Source organism: Amycolatopsis sp. NPDC049253 (genome assembly GCF_040678995.1).
Taxonomy (GTDB): domain Bacteria; phylum Actinomycetota; class Actinomycetes; order Mycobacteriales; family Pseudonocardiaceae; genus Amycolatopsis.
The window spans coordinates 68,032-81,851 of the sequence record NZ_JBFAQX010000014.1; the positions used below are offsets into that span (position 1 = coordinate 68,032).

The following is a 13,820-nucleotide window of genomic DNA, read 5'->3' on the forward strand; positions in this document are numbered from 1 at the left end:
TCAGTACCGCACGGAGTTCTGCAGCAGCGGCGGGTACACCCCGTGCTCCTGGCCGTTCACGGTCGCGCCGGCGTAGCGCAGCAGCGGGGCCATGCCGCGGTTCAGCTCGGCCGGGAAGTTCAGCTGCGGCGCGGAAACCTCGTCCAGCGCGGCGACCTGCTCCGCGCTGAGCTTCAACTCCAACGCCGCCAGGTTTTCCGTCAGGTGCTCCACGCGGCGCGGCCCGATCAACGTCGAGGTGATCCCCGGCCGCCCCTGCACCCAGGCCAGCGCCACCGCGGCCGGACTCACGCCCAGTTCCTTCGCGATCCCCACCACCACGTCGATCACGCGGAACTGCTCCTCCGTCGGCCCCACCCCGAACGCCGCGCCGCGCCGGGTGTCCGCCGCCGCGCCGTCGCGGGCGTACTTGCCGGACAGGAAGCCGCTCTTCAACGGGCTCCAAGGCAGCATCGCCATGCCCGCGTCCTCCGCGAGCGGCAGCAGCTCACCCTCGATCGTGCGCTCCAGCAGCGAGTACTCCATCTGCAACCCGGCGACTGGCGCCCAGCCGCGGAACTCCGCGATCGTCTGGGCCTTGGCCGTGAACCACGCCGGAGTGTCGGAGAACCCGACGTAGCGGATCTTGCCGGCGGCGACCAGGCCATCGAGCGTCCGCAGCGTCTCCTCGACGGGCGTGTGGCGGTCGTAGTTGTGGAGGTAGTAGAGGTCGATGTAGTCGGTCCCCAGCCGCCGCAGGGAGTCGTCCACCTGGTGCAGGATCGCCTTCCGGCCGGCGCCGCCGCCGTTGGGGTCGCCGGGGTGCAGGTTGACGAAGAACTTCGTCGCCAGCACCACGCGGTCGCGCAGCCCCGGCGTCGCGGCGAGGAAATCGCCGACGATCTTCTCCGAGTGGGTGTTGGTGTAGAAGTTGGCGGTGTCGATGAAGTTGCCGCCGCGGTCGAGGTAGGTCTGCAGGATCCTCTCGGACTCTTCGACGCTGCAGCCGGTGCCGGTGTCCTCGCCGAAGTTCATGGCGCCGAGGCAGAACGGGCTCACGACGAGGCCGGAGCGGCCGAGATGGACGTAGGAATCAAGGCTCACGGGAATTCTCCTGGCTCTTCACGGGACTTCGTTGCCGTTCAATGACACCAGCAGCACGCCTGCCACCGTGAGCCCGAAAGTCGTAGCCTCTTGCCTGATCCTGTCACGATCGCCAGTTGCCGTCACACCATCGACCGTGGTCGAATCGACGCGTGTCCCTTTCCGAGCTGCGCACGCTGATCATCCGCCACGCCGGCCGCACCGACCTGCCGGGCGGCCTGATGCTGTCGTGCGAGCGCGCGCCCACCGACCCGGCGGCCTCGCTGACGGGCCCGGTGCTCGCCGTGGTCGCGCAGGGCCGCAAGCGCATCGGCACGGGCGAGCGCACCTACGAGTACGGCGCCGGCCAGTACCTCGTGGTCACCGTCGACATGCCCGTGACCGGGCACTTCGTGGAGGCCAGCCCCACGGAGCCGTTCCTGGGCGCCGGCCTGGTCCTCAAGCCGGAAGCCGTCGCCGCCCTCCTGCTCGAAACGGGCACCGCGAACTCGGCCCCGGCCACCCCGTCAGCCATCACCGTGAGCGACGCGCCCGCCGAGCTGCTCGACGCGTTCGTCCGCCTACTGCGGCTCACCGACCACCCGGCCGACCGCCGCGTGCTCGCGCCGCTCATCGAGAAGGAGATCCTCTGGCGCCTCGTCACCGGCGACCAGGGCTCGACCATCCGCCAGATCGGCCTCGCCGACAGCAGCCTGTCCCACGTCGGGCGCGCCATCCGCTGGATCCGCGACCACCACGCGGAGTCCCTGCGCGTCGCCGACCTCGCCCGCCTCGCCGCGATGAGCGAGTCGTCCTTCCACCGCCACTTCCGCGCCGTGACGGCCATGACGCCCATCCAGTACCAGAAACACATCCGCCTCCAGGAAGCCCGCCTGCTCCTCCTCTCCCGCACCGACGACGACGTCGCCTCCATCGGCTACGCCGTGGGCTACGACAGCGCATCGCAGTTCAGCCGCGAATACCGCCGCCAGTTCGGCGTCCCCCCGGGCCAGGACTCGACCCGGCTGCGGGCGGGAATCAGCTAACTGAATTTTCCCGCCCCAGGCACCACACGGCCCAACGCGAAGAAATCCGTTCGGCGCAACAAAGATCGCACAGCGCGCAGTTCACGCTTTGCCAACAGCGGCGGATTCCCTCGTGGGCAGCTATCCTGGCTGGTGCCGTCCGTCGGGCCGGGCGTCACCGCGGTTCCGTCGGTCTTCGTGGTGCTGTACTGCCTCTTCCAGGCTCCGATGTGGTGCTGCGCTCCGACTGGGGCGAGCCAGTTCTGCCGCAACAATGCCAACGGCATCCTGCTCGGCTGTCACCTGCGGCAGCACAAGTTCGAGAAGCTCAAGCTCGCCGTGCGACAGCGAGCATGGCGCAAAGCCGCCGCGGCCGTCTTCAAGAGTGTCGGCGGTCAGGCCGCTACCTTTTCGGCGTTCGCCGGGATGGTGTCGGCAGGCGCCGCGACCGTGACGCTGGCCGTCAAATAGCTGCCAAGGCGTCGTCCAAAGCCTTGGTGATGCGTTTCAGCGACACCGGATACGCCGTCCCCAGCGTCTGGGCGAAGAACGAGACCCGCAGTTCCTCGATCATCCACCGCACCTCCGACAGCGCGGGCGACGACGTCCCGGCGGGCAGCGAAGCCAGAGCCGAGCGGTATTCCTCCGTGATCCACGCGATGTCGGCCGTCCGTTGCAGGTCCCGGGTGGGCTCGGAGACGAGTTTGTCCAGCCGGCGCGAGATCCCGCGCAGGTAGCGCTCGACATCGCGCAGCCGCGACGCGCCGGTCTCCGTCACGAAGCCCGCGTGGACCAGGCCGGCGAGCTGCGCGCGGATGTCGGCGAGGGATTCCGCGGGGCCACGCGCGTCGGGCAGGACCGTCTCCACCTCGATGGCCGCGCGCAGGATGCGCTCGACGTCCGTGAGCACCGCGAGCACCGCGGGGTTCAGGCCCGCGCGAACGCGATCGAGCAGGACGGCGAAACCGGCCTCGTCCCAGACCGGGCCGCCGGCCGCGGTCATCAGGGAGTCGACCGCGCAGTCGACGCAGTCCTCCAGCAGGGCGGCGACGCTGCCGTGCGGGTTGCGGTTCAGCACGAGCTTGGACGAGTTGGACAGCGACCGCGTGATGAACTTCATCGGCGAGTTCAGGTTCAGCCGCAGCATGCGCCGGGTGCCGGCCCACATCGCGTGCGTCTGCTGGGCCGGGGTGTCGAGCAGGCGGACGGCGACCGACGAGCCCTCGTCCACCAGGGCCGGGTACGCCTTGACGTCGTGGCCGCGCTGGGTCGAGGCGAAAACCTTGGGCAGGGACCCGAAGGCCGGCTGCGTGAGCCCCGCCTTCTCGATGCTGTCGGCGGCCTTCGAAATCGTCTCGCGCACCTTCGGGGCGAGGCTGAGCTTCAACGCCTCCAGGTCCTTGCCCTCGGCCACCTTGCGGCCGCGGTCGTCGACCACGCGGAACGTCACCCGCAGGTGGTCCGGCACGGAAGACAGGTCGTACGCCGACAGCGGCACGTCGACGCGGCGCAGCGCGAACAGCTCGTCGGACAGGACCTCGATCAGCGGACCGTCCGAAGGCGACACTCGTGAAAGGACATACGCGGCCGTGTCGGGAGCCGGGACGAAGTTGCGCCGCAAGGCTTTCGGCAGCGACTTGATCAGCGCCGTCACCAGCTCGGCGCGCAGGCCCGGCACCTGCCAGTCGAAACCGTCCGGCGTCACCTGGTTCAGCACGGGCAGCGGGATGTGCACGGTGACGCCGTCGGCGTCCGCGCCGGGCTCGAACTGGTAGGTGAGCCCGAAGACCTGCGACCCCTGCGTCCACGAGTCGGGGTAGTCCGACTCGCGCACGCCGCCCGCGGTCTCGTTGATGAGCATGGACTTCTCGAACGACAGCAGGTCCGGGTCGCCGCGGCGGGCCTTCTTCCACCAGCTGTCGAAGTGGCGCACCGACACCACGTCGGCCGGCACGCGCTGGTCGTAGAACTCGAACAGCGTCTCGTCGTCCACGAGGATGTCGCGGCGGCGAGCGCGGTTCTCCAGGTCCTCGACCTCGTCGAGCAGCGCGCGGTTCTCGGAGAAGAACCGGTGGTTCGTGTGCCAGTCGCCCTCCACCAGCGCGTGGCGGATGAACAGCTCGCGCGACAGCTCCGGGTCGATGCGCCCGTAGTTCACGCGTCGGTCGGCGACGAGCGGCACGCCGTAGAGCGTCACCTTCTCCACCGCCATCACGGCGCCCTGCTTGCGCTCCCAGTGCGGCTCCGAATACGACCGCTTCACGACGTGCGCGGCCAGCGGCTCGACCCACTCCGGCTCGATGCGCGCGTTCACGCGCCCCCACAGCCGCGAAGTCTCCACCAGCTCCGCCGACATCACCCAGCGCGGCTGCTTCTTGAACAGCGCCGACCCCGGGAACACCGAGAACCGCGCCCCGCGCGCGCCGAGGTAGTCGCCCTTGGCCGGGTCCTTGAGGCCGATGTGCGAGAGCAGCCCGGCGATCAGCGACGTGTGCACGTGCTGCGGGTCGGCCGGCGTGGTGCTCAGCGAGATGTCGAGGGGCTTGGCCAGCTGGCGCAGCTGGCTGAAGATGTCCTGCCACTCGCGGATGCGCAGGTAGTTGAGGTACTCGTTGCGGCACAGCCGCCGGAACTGGTTGCCCGTCAACGCCTTCTGCTGCTCGCTCACGTACTCCCACAGGTTGAGGTACGCGAGGAAATCCGACGTCGGGTCGGCGAAGCGCGCGTGCTGCTGGTCGGCCGCCTGCTGCTTCTCCGCCGGACGCTCCCGCGGGTCCTGGATGGACAACGCCGCGGCGATGATCATCACCTCGCGCACGCACCCGTTGCGCGCGGCCTCCAGCACCATGCGGCCCATCCGCGGGTCCACCGGCAGCTGCGCGAGCTTGCGGCCGATGTCCGTCAGCTTCGACGTATCGTCCGCCTCGAACGCGCCGAGCTCCTGCAGCAGCTGCACGCCGTCGGTGACCTGGCGGCGGTCCGGCGGCTCCACGAACGGGAACGCCGCCATGTCGCCCAGCCCGAGCGAGGTCATCTGCAGGATCACCGACGCGAGGTTCGTGCGCAGGATCTCCGGGTCGGTGAACTCCGGCCGCGACTCGAAGTCCTCTTCGGAGTACAGCCGGATGCAGATGCCGTCGGACGTGCGGCCGCTGCGGCCCTTGCGCTGGTTGGCCGACGCCTGCGAGATCGCCTCGATGGGCAGCCGCTGCACCTTCGTGCGGTGGCTGTAGCGCGAGATGCGCGCGTTGCCCGGGTCCACCACGTACTTGATGCCCGGCACGGTCAGCGACGTCTCGGCGACGTTGGTCGCGAGCACGATCCGGCGGCCGGTGTGGCGCTGGAACACGCGGTGCTGGTCGGCCGACGACAGCCGCGCGTACAGCGGCAGCACCTCGGTGTTGCGCAGGTCGAGGCGGTTGAGCGCGTCGGCCGTGTCGCGGATCTCGCGCTCGCCCGAGAGGAACACCAGCACGTCGCCGGGGCCCTCGGCGCTCAGCTCGGCGACGGCGTCGAGGATGCCCTGCGTCTGGTCCCGGTCGGGGTCGGCCTCGGGGTCGTCGGGGTCGATGATCGGCCGGTAGCGGACCTCGACGGGGTAGGTGCGGCCGGAGACCTCGACGATCGGCGCGTTGTCGAAGTGCTTCGAGAAGCGCTCCGGGTCGATCGTGGCCGAGGTGATGATCACCTTGAGGTCGGGACGGCGCGGCAGCAGCTGCTTGACGTAGCCGAGGATGAAGTCGATGTTGAGGCTGCGCTCGTGGGCCTCGTCGATGATGAGGGTGTCGTACTGGCGCAGCATCCGGTCGGTCTGGATCTCGGCGAGCAGGATGCCGTCGGTCATCAGCTTCACGAGCGTGTCCTGGCCGGACTGGTCGGTGAAGCGGACCTTGTACCCGACGGCGTCGCCCAGCTCGGTCTTCAGCTCGCTCGCGATGCGGTCGGCGACCGTGCGCGCGGCCAGCCGCCGCGGCTGCGTGTGCCCGATCTGCCCGCGGATGCCGCGGCCGAGCTCGAGACAGACCTTCGGCAGCTGGGTCGTCTTGCCCGAGCCGGTCTCGCCCGCGACGATCACCACCTGGTTCTCGGCGATCGCTTTGCCGATCTCGTCCTTGAGCCTGCTGACCGGCAGCTCTTCGGGGTACTCGATCTTGGGCACGCTCTCGCGCCGGCGCTGCACCCGCAGCTCGGCGGCGGTCACGTCGGCGGCGATGCGCTCGGCCACGGCTTGCTTGTCGCGCGACCGGCGCGCGCCGTCGAGCCGACGGCGCAGGCGGTGCTCGTCGCGCGACATCAGCTCGGGCAGCCGCGCGCGCAACGCCTCGAGGGGGGATTGAGTGGACATACTTGTTTCGAGGATAGCGGTGCGTGACAGGCCTGGCTCCTGAATATGCCCGGGGTCTCCCGTCACACCCGCTGCCGGGTCAGCCGAGCCGGCAACAGCCAGGTCAGCCGCTCCGAACGCACCACCGCGAGCGGCCCGATCACGGCCAGAAGCAGCACGTACCCGGCGACGAACGGAGCCACGCGCGCGTCGAGCCCGGCCGCCGCCGCGAGCGTGGCGAGGACCAGCGAGAACTCGCCCCGCGTGAGCACGGTCAGCCCGATGTTCACCCCGGCCTGGCGGTCGAAGCCGTGCAGCCGGGCGGCGAACGCGCCGGCCGCGAGGTTGAGCACGAGCGTCAGCGCGACGGCCGCGAGCACGGGAACCACGACCGTCCCCACGGCGCCCGGGTCGATCGAGAGCCCGAAGATGAAGAAGAACAGCGCCCCGAACGCGTCGCGCAGCGGCAGCACCAGCTTGTGCACGCGCGGCGCGACCTTCGAGCCGCCGAGCATCATGCCGACCATGAACGCGCCGATCGCGTCGGACACGCCCACCTCCTCGGCGACGGCCGCGCCCAGCACCGCGACGCCGACGAAACACACGGTGAGCAGCTCGTCGTCGGCCGAGGCGAACAGTCGCGACACGAGCCGGCCGCCCCAGCGCGCCAGCGCCGCGAGCACCAGCAGGAAGCCGAGCGCCTTGCCGAAGTCGGCGAGCGCCGCGCCGAAGCCGTCGGCGCCGCTCAGCACGGGCTGCAGCAGGGCCAGGTAGAGCGCGAGGAACAGGTCTTCGAGCACGATCACGCCCATGATCAAGCGTGATTCAGGGTTGGCGGTGCGGCGGGTTTCGAGCAGCAGCTTGGTCACGATGGCCGACGACGAGATGCCGATCGCGCCCGCGATCACCAGTGCTTCCCGCGTGCCCCACCCCAGCGTGAACCCGAACGCGAGCCCGCCGCCGACGTTGAGCGCCAGGTAACCCAGCCCGGCCGCGGCCAGGCGTCTGCCGCCGCGCGCGAGGTCGTCGACCGAGAACTCGAGGCCGAGGTAGAACAGCAGGAAGACGAGGCCGAGCCCGGCCAGCACGCCGAGCTCGGCGGGGTCGTCCACAAGCGACAACCCGGGCGTGTGCGGGCCGAACACGAAGCCGGCCAGCATGAACAAGGGGATCGTCGGCAGCCCGATTTTACTGCCCAGACGCGCGACGACCCCGGCCGCCAGGAACGCACCGCCGACGGCCAGCAAGGCATGACCGTTGGTCATGGGAAACCTCCAACAGCTGAGTACGGGTGAGGGGATGGCGTACTCAGCCGGCGGGAGGCGCGCGGGCAGGTGCTTCCGGGTCGGACCGCTGCTCCGCGGTGGTGTTCTTGTCGACGGTCGTGGTGCAAGCCATGGCCGGCCGCGGCTTCTCCCGCTCCGGCGGCGTGGCCTCTGGGATCGGTTGCGCGGCAACGAAGTGCGGCGACTGCTGGGCAACCAGCACCGGCTTCGCGTCCTCGTGCGACCGGCCCGGGTGCACCGGCCCGGGCGCGGCGACGCCGAGGAGCAGCAACGCGGCGAGCAGGACGCTGAGCATGGACCGGTGCCGTGGCGCGGTGGCGGCGGCGGCAGCAGTCATCGTGGGCGAGAGTTTACCATCTCTTTAACGTGACTCTGGCGATCCACAGTGGACGTTCGGGACAGGGACTTTTCAGCGGCACCCGGGCTGGACCGGGGCCGCTCGCGATCCAGCCCGAAGACGAGATCAGCGCGCGCTGGACGTTTACGAACGTGTTCTTCGGGAGGGCACAAGGCTTCTACCGCGCCACGCGCCCGCCGTCCCGTTTCTGCAGGTGCTCTGACCCGATCGCGAGGGCCGCTTCCCGGCGCAGGACGCCTGGACGCCGACCTCTCAGCGGCCGTCACGCCGAGCGTTCCGCCGCCACCTGTTCGCGCACGTCCGGGATCGTCTCGGCGATGAACACGTGCGACGCCCGGTCGTCCGCGCCGGAGAGCACGAAGGTGTCGAAGCCGCCGGCGAGGGCGAAGTCGGCGAGTTCCGAGGCGGTCGGGGTGGCGCCGACGTTGAGCACGCGGCGGATCGACGCCGGGTCGCGGCCGGCGTCGAGCGCGGCGGCGTCCACGGCGGAGGCCATGCGGAGAGCTTCGGCTGGGTCGTCGCGGAGGCTGACGACCCAGCCGTCGGCGAGGCGGCCGGTGAGGCGCAGGGCGCGGGGGCCGTACGAGCCGAGCCACAGGCCGATCGGACGCGCCGGCACGGGGCCGGAGTGGGCGCCGGCCAGGGAGTGGAAGCGGCCGTCGAAGCGGAGGTTGTGGTCGCCGCTCCAGATCTTGCGGATGATGGTGATCGCCTCCTCCTCGGCGGCGAGCGCGTCGCCCGGGGTCCGGCGCGGGCCGCCGTACGCGACGATCGCGTCCCAGAACGCGCCGGCGCCCACGGCGAGGTCGAAGCGGCCACCCGACAGCAGGTCGAGGCTGGCGGCGGCCTTCGCGAGCACGGCGGGGTTGCGCAGCGGCAGGGTGGCGACGTCGGGGAACACCCGGATGGTCGTGGTCGCGCCGAGGAGCACGCCCATAAGGGAGAAGGTCTCCACGTACCGGCGCTGGTACGGGTGGTCCTGCACGGCCAGGTGCTCGAACCCGATCCGCTCCAGCTCGCGCGCGTGCTCGACCAGGGGGTCGGCCGCGTTCGGCACCAGGAAATAGCCCGTCGAGATGTCCCGCCCGAAATCCGTCACACCCGGCTCAACCACGCCGGAAGAGCGGAGATTCCGGCCCCGAAGTGACCCGGCGGTAACCTCGGGGCAGGACCTTCGGGAGGCACGCGCATGGCCGACTACGACCTGGTGCTGTTCGGCGCCACCGGCTTCACCGGCACGCTGACGGCGGAGTACCTCGCGCGCTCCGCCCCGCCCGGCTGCCGCTGGGCGCTCGCGGGCCGCAACCGCGCCAAGCTCGAGGACCTGCGCGCCCGGCTGGCGGCGATCGACGAGCGCCTGGGCACGTTGCCGCTGCTCAGCGCCGACATCGCCGACCCCGACTCGCTGCGCGCGCTCGCCGCGTCGGCGAAGGTCGTGGCCACCACCGTCGGCCCGTACCTGCACTACGGCGAGCCGCTGGTCGCCGCGTGCGCCGCCGAGGGCACCGACTACGTCGACCTCACCGGCGAGTCCGAGTTCGTCGACCGCATGTACCTCGCCCACCACGCGAAAGCCGCCGAGACGGGCGCGCGGCTCGTGCACAGCTGCGGCTTCGACTCGATCCCCCACGACCTCGGCGCCTGGTACACCGTGCGGCAGCTGCCCGAGAACGTCCCGCTGCAGGTCGACGGCTACGTCCGCGTCGGCGCCCTGCCCTCGGGCGGCACCTTCCTCACGGCGATGACGGCGTTCTCCCGCCAGGCCGCCGCCAACCGCGTGGCCAAGGAACGCGCCGCGGCCGAACCCCCGCCGGCCGGCCGCCGCGTGAGCACCCCGCTCGGCGGGCCGCACCGCGTGCCCGGCACCGGACAGTGGGCCGTGCCACTGCCGACGATCGACCCGCAGGTCGTGGGCCACTCGGCGCGGGCGTCCGCCCGCTACGGCCCGGACTTCCGCTACCGCCACTTCGCAGCCTTCTCGGGATTGCCGTCGGTGGCGGCCGCGACAGCCGGCGCGGGCGCGCTGTTCGCCGCCGCCCAGCTGGCCCCCGCGCGGGACGCACTGTCGAAGCTGCTCGCGCCGGGCCAGGGACCGAGCCTGGCGCGCCGGGCGAAGTCGTGGTTCTCCGTCCGCTTCGCCGGCTCAGGCGGCGGGCAGCACGTGACCACCGAGGTCTCCGGCGGCGACCCCGGCTACGACGAAACGGCGAAGATGCTGGCGGAATCAGCTCTGTGCCTGGCTTTCGACGATCTGCCCGCCACGGCCGGCCAGGTCACCACGGCGACGGCGATGGGTGACGCGCTGATCGAGCGGCTGATGCGGGCGGGAATGTCGTTCAGGACCTTGTGATCCAACATCCTTTGTGGACCAGAAATGGTCCACAAAGGACTCATCAGGCGCGGACCGCGAGAGCCGGTACCGGTCACCGGAACCCTGGACCGCCCCCCGGGCACCACCTCCCGCCACGCCCATCACCGTCCGGGAAAACCCGATCAACCCCTTGCCGCCGGGATCACGCGCGGTTATCGTTGCGCTACGCCGCAGCAGCACCGGAGCCGTGTTTACCCCGGTACGCCAGGGAATTCCCGGCTTCGTCCGCCTTGCCCACCTGTCATGGCCCCGCCCTGACAATTCTGCGGAAAGGGAATTCCCCCCATGCGCAAGACGATGCGGCCTGCCCTTGTCGCCGGCCTCACCGTGGCGTCGGCCCTCACCGTCGTCCTGGCCACCCCCGCCCTCTCGAGTGCCGCGCCCACCCCCGCGTCCCTCACCAGCGCGGCCGCCGTCCTCGCCTCCGGCGGCGATCTCGCCTCGCCGGAGAAGAAGGACATCGCGATGCAGCTCGTCTCCAGTGCGGAGAACTCGAGCCTCGACTGGAAGGCCCAGTACAGCTACATCGAGGACATCGGCGACGGCCGCGGCTACACCGCCGGCATCATCGGCTTCTGCTCGGGCACCGGCGACATGCTCGAACTCGTGGAGGCCTACACCGACTCCGCGCCGAACAACCCGCTGGCGAAGTACCTGCCGGCGTTGCGGAACGTCAACGGCACCGACTCGCACTCCGGCCTCGGCCAAGCGTTCGTGGACGCGTGGAAGGCCGCGGCGAAGACGTCGCAGTTCCAGGCCGCGCAGAACAGCGAGCGCGACCGCGTGTACTTCAACCCGTCGGTGAACCAGGCCAAGTCCGACGGCCTCGGCGCACTGGGCCAGTTCATCTACTACGACGCCATCGTGATGCACGGCCCGGGCAACAGCTCCGACAGCTTCGGCGGCATCCGCAACTCCGCCATCAAGAAGGCGAAGCCGCCGTCACAGGGCGGCAACGAGACCACCTACCTCAAGGCGTTCCTCGACGCCCGCAAGGTGATCATGAAGCAGGAAGAAGCCCACGCCGACACCTCGCGCGTGGACACCGAACAGCTCGTGTTCCTCAACGCGGGCAACCTCGACCTCCACACGCCCCTGAAGTGGAAGGTCTACGGCGACTCTTACCAGATCGGCTGATCCACGACCCGGGCCGCCGATTTCCCTGCGGCGGCCCGGGTTCCTACCGTAAGCTCGCGCTCCATGAGAACCGTTCTGGGGACGCTGGTCTGCGTCGCGCTGGGTACGCTCGCCACCGCCGCACCGGCGTCACCCGCCCGGAATCCCGCGCAGGAGCCCCCGCTGGGCTACCACGGTTCCGCGGGCCAGATGGTCACGGTCACCGCGCCGGACCCGTCGTCGACCACCGCGACGCTCATCGCCTGGCAGCGCAAGGGTTCCCACTGGGTCCGCGCGCTCGGTCCGTTCCCGGCGTTCGTCGGCACGCAGGGCATCGGCGTCGCGAGCGAAACGACGTCGCACACTCCCGCGGGTGTCTGGTCGCTCACCGAAGCATTCGGCATCCAGCCGACCAACGGGACCCGGCTGCCCTACCGCCAGGTGACCGAGAACGACTGGTGGGTCTCCGACGTCGAGTCGCCCTTCTACAACACGCACTACTCGTGCGCGCCCGGCACCTGCCCGTTCGACGAGTCGGCCGGCGAGGACCTCGGCAAGGCCGGGCCCGTCTACGACCACGCCACCGTGATCGACTACAACCGCTCGCCCGCCGTGCCGGGCAAGGGTTCGGCGTTCTTCCTGCACGTCTCGTCGGGCAAACCGACGGCGGGCTGCGTGGCCATCCCGGGCGCGGACCTCGACGCCGTGATGCGCTGGCTCGACCCGGCCGGGCATCCCGTGATCAACATCGGCATCAGTCCACAGTAGACTGAAAGAGCTCGTCCGCGGGCCGGGTGTTGATCACGCGGTCCGCGGTGAGACCGGCCTTTTCCGCGCGTGCGCACCCGTAGACCTGCCAGTCCAGCTGCCCGGGTGCGTGCGCGTCGCTGTCGATGGCGAACTCGCAGCCCAGCTCCACGGCCATCCGCAGCAGCGGCATCGGCGGGTCGAGCCGCTCCGGGCGCGAGTTGATCTCCACCGCCACGCCGTGGTCCCGGCAGGCCGTGAACACCTTCTCGGCGTCGAACGTCGACGGCGGCCGCGCCCGAGGACCTCGCACCAGCCGGCCGGTGCAATGCCCCAGCACGCGCACGTGCGGGTTCGCGACGGCCGCCAGCAGCCGTGGCGTCAGCTCACGCGAGGGCATGCGCAGCTTCGAGTGCACGCTCGCGACCACGAAATCCAGCCGCTCCAGCAAGTCCGACCGCTGGTCGAGCGCACCGTCGTCGAGGATGTCGACCTCGATGCCGTGCAGCAGCCGGAACGGGGCGAGCTCGGAGTTGACGCGCGCGACCTCGTCCATCTGCTTGCGCAGGCGCTCAGGTGAAAGACCGTTGGCCACGGTCAGGCGCGGCGAGTGGTCGGTGAGCACGATCCACTCGTGGCCGAGGTCGCGCGCGGCCTCGGCCATCTCCTGGATCGGGCTGCCGCCGTCGGACCAGTCGGAGTGCGTGTGGCAGTCGCCGCGCAGCGCGGCGCGCAGTTCGCCACCGTCGGGCAGGTCGGCTTCGGCGACCTTCGCCGCGTACGCGGGCACGCGGCCGAGCCACGCGTCCTCGATGACCCCGGCCGTCGCCTTGCCGATGCCCTTGAGCGCCTGCAGCGTGCCCGAGCGCACGCGGCTTTCCAGCTCCTCCTGCGACAGGTTGTCGACCACCGCCGCCGCCTGCCGGAAGGCGCGGACGCGGTAGGTCGGCTCAGCCGCGCGTTCGAGCTGGAACGCGATGTCGCGCAGTGCGCGTGCCGGGTCCATGCGTCCTGTTCTACCCGTTCAGGCGCGCCGGGGCAGCTCGTGCAGCTCGACGTCGGTGAGTTTCCCGGCGCGGATTTCGGCGGTCTGGTAGGTGCAGAACTCCTGCCGCCGCCGGTCGGTGGGCGAACCCGGGTTGAGCAGGCGGAGGCCGCCGGGCGTCACGGTGTCCCAGGGGATGTGGCTGTGGCCGAACACGAGCACGTCGGTGTCGGGGAACTGCGCTTCACAACGTGCCTCGCGCCCCTTCGCATCGCCCGTTTCGTGGATCACGGCCAGGCGCACCCCACCGAGCGTCACGCGGGCGACCTCCGGCAGCCACTCGCGCAGCTCGGGACCGTCGTTGTTGCCGTACACCGCGACGAGCCGTTTGCTGGCCACCGCGAGCTCGTCGAACGCGTCGAGATCCACCCAGTCCCCGGCGTGCACGACGACATCGGCCCGCTCCACCTCGGCCCAGACCGCGTCGGGCAGCTCTTTGGCGCGCTTGGGCAGGTGGGTGTCCGCGACGAGCAGCAGCCGCACGGT

At 70.7% G+C, this 13,820-nt stretch carries 12 protein-coding genes; 5 read left to right on the forward strand and 7 right to left on the reverse strand.

Annotated features, from left to right (window positions below):
- The gene (locus tag AB0K15_RS28320; RefSeq protein WP_364056779.1) at positions 1 to 1,083 is read right to left on the reverse strand and encodes an aldo/keto reductase; all 1,083 of its coding nucleotides are present in this window, start codon (positions 1,081 to 1,083) and stop codon (positions 1 to 3) included.
- A 152-nt stretch (positions 1,084 to 1,235) separates the two neighbouring features.
- On the opposite strand from AB0K15_RS28320, the gene AB0K15_RS28325 reads away from it, so the two are divergent.
- Positions 1,236 to 2,108: an AraC family transcriptional regulator gene (locus AB0K15_RS28325; protein WP_364056782.1), complete on the forward strand. Its 873-nt coding sequence runs from the start codon at positions 1,236 to 1,238 to the stop codon at positions 2,106 to 2,108.
- A 132-nt stretch (positions 2,109 to 2,240) separates the two neighbouring features.
- Positions 2,241 to 2,558 carry a hypothetical protein gene (locus AB0K15_RS28330; protein WP_364056785.1) on the forward strand — a complete coding sequence of 106 codons (318 nt, stop codon included), beginning with the start codon at positions 2,241 to 2,243 and terminating at the stop codon, positions 2,556 to 2,558.
- Here the strand turns inward: AB0K15_RS28330 and hrpA are convergent.
- The 4 genes from hrpA to AB0K15_RS28350 form a co-directional block, all read right to left on the reverse strand.
- Positions 2,551 to 6,432 carry an ATP-dependent RNA helicase HrpA gene (gene hrpA / locus AB0K15_RS28335; RefSeq protein ID WP_364056788.1) on the reverse strand — a complete coding sequence of 1,294 codons (3,882 nt, stop codon included), beginning with the start codon at positions 6,430 to 6,432 and terminating at the stop codon, positions 2,551 to 2,553. The two genes, AB0K15_RS28330 and hrpA, sit on opposite strands and share 8 nt — an antisense overlap.
- Before the next feature lie 62 nt (positions 6,433 to 6,494).
- The gene (locus tag AB0K15_RS28340; RefSeq protein WP_364056791.1) at positions 6,495 to 7,676 is read right to left on the reverse strand and encodes a cation:proton antiporter; all 1,182 of its coding nucleotides are present in this window, start codon (positions 7,674 to 7,676) and stop codon (positions 6,495 to 6,497) included.
- 43 nt (positions 7,677 to 7,719) lie between these two features.
- On the reverse strand, positions 7,720 to 8,034 hold the full coding sequence (locus AB0K15_RS28345) for a hypothetical protein (RefSeq protein WP_364056794.1): 315 nt from the start codon (positions 8,032 to 8,034) through the stop codon (positions 7,720 to 7,722).
- 283 nt (positions 8,035 to 8,317) lie between these two features.
- The gene (locus AB0K15_RS28350; protein WP_364056797.1) at positions 8,318 to 9,169 is read right to left on the reverse strand and encodes an LLM class flavin-dependent oxidoreductase; all 852 of its coding nucleotides are present in this window, start codon (positions 9,167 to 9,169) and stop codon (positions 8,318 to 8,320) included.
- A 75-nt stretch (positions 9,170 to 9,244) separates the two neighbouring features.
- Here AB0K15_RS28350 and AB0K15_RS28355 point away from each other — a divergent pair, with 75 nt between their 5' ends.
- From AB0K15_RS28355 to AB0K15_RS28365, 3 genes are all read left to right on the forward strand, one after another.
- Positions 9,245 to 10,405 (forward strand): saccharopine dehydrogenase NADP-binding domain-containing protein, encoded by a 1,161-nt coding sequence (locus tag AB0K15_RS28355; protein WP_364056800.1) that lies wholly within the window; start codon positions 9,245 to 9,247, stop codon positions 10,403 to 10,405.
- Positions 10,406 to 10,711: 306 nt separating this feature from the next.
- Positions 10,712 to 11,563 carry a chitosanase gene (locus tag AB0K15_RS28360; RefSeq protein ID WP_364056803.1) on the forward strand — a complete coding sequence of 284 codons (852 nt, stop codon included), beginning with the start codon at positions 10,712 to 10,714 and terminating at the stop codon, positions 11,561 to 11,563.
- A gap of 63 nt (positions 11,564 to 11,626) precedes the next feature.
- Positions 11,627 to 12,310, forward strand: a complete 684-nt coding sequence (locus AB0K15_RS28365) for a L,D-transpeptidase family protein (protein WP_364056806.1) — start codon at positions 11,627 to 11,629, stop codon at positions 12,308 to 12,310.
- On the opposite strand, the gene AB0K15_RS28370 is transcribed toward AB0K15_RS28365, so the two are convergent.
- A complete protein-coding gene (locus AB0K15_RS28370; protein ID WP_364056808.1) occupies positions 12,297 to 13,295 on the reverse strand; it encodes a PHP domain-containing protein in 999 nt (332 codons plus the stop codon). The two genes, AB0K15_RS28365 and AB0K15_RS28370, sit on opposite strands and share 14 nt — an antisense overlap.
- An 18-nt stretch (positions 13,296 to 13,313) precedes the next feature.
- A complete protein-coding gene (locus tag AB0K15_RS28375) occupies positions 13,314 to 13,817 on the reverse strand; it encodes a metallophosphoesterase (protein WP_364056810.1) in 504 nt (167 codons plus the stop codon).
- Positions 13,818 to 13,820: the final 3 nt, after the last annotated feature.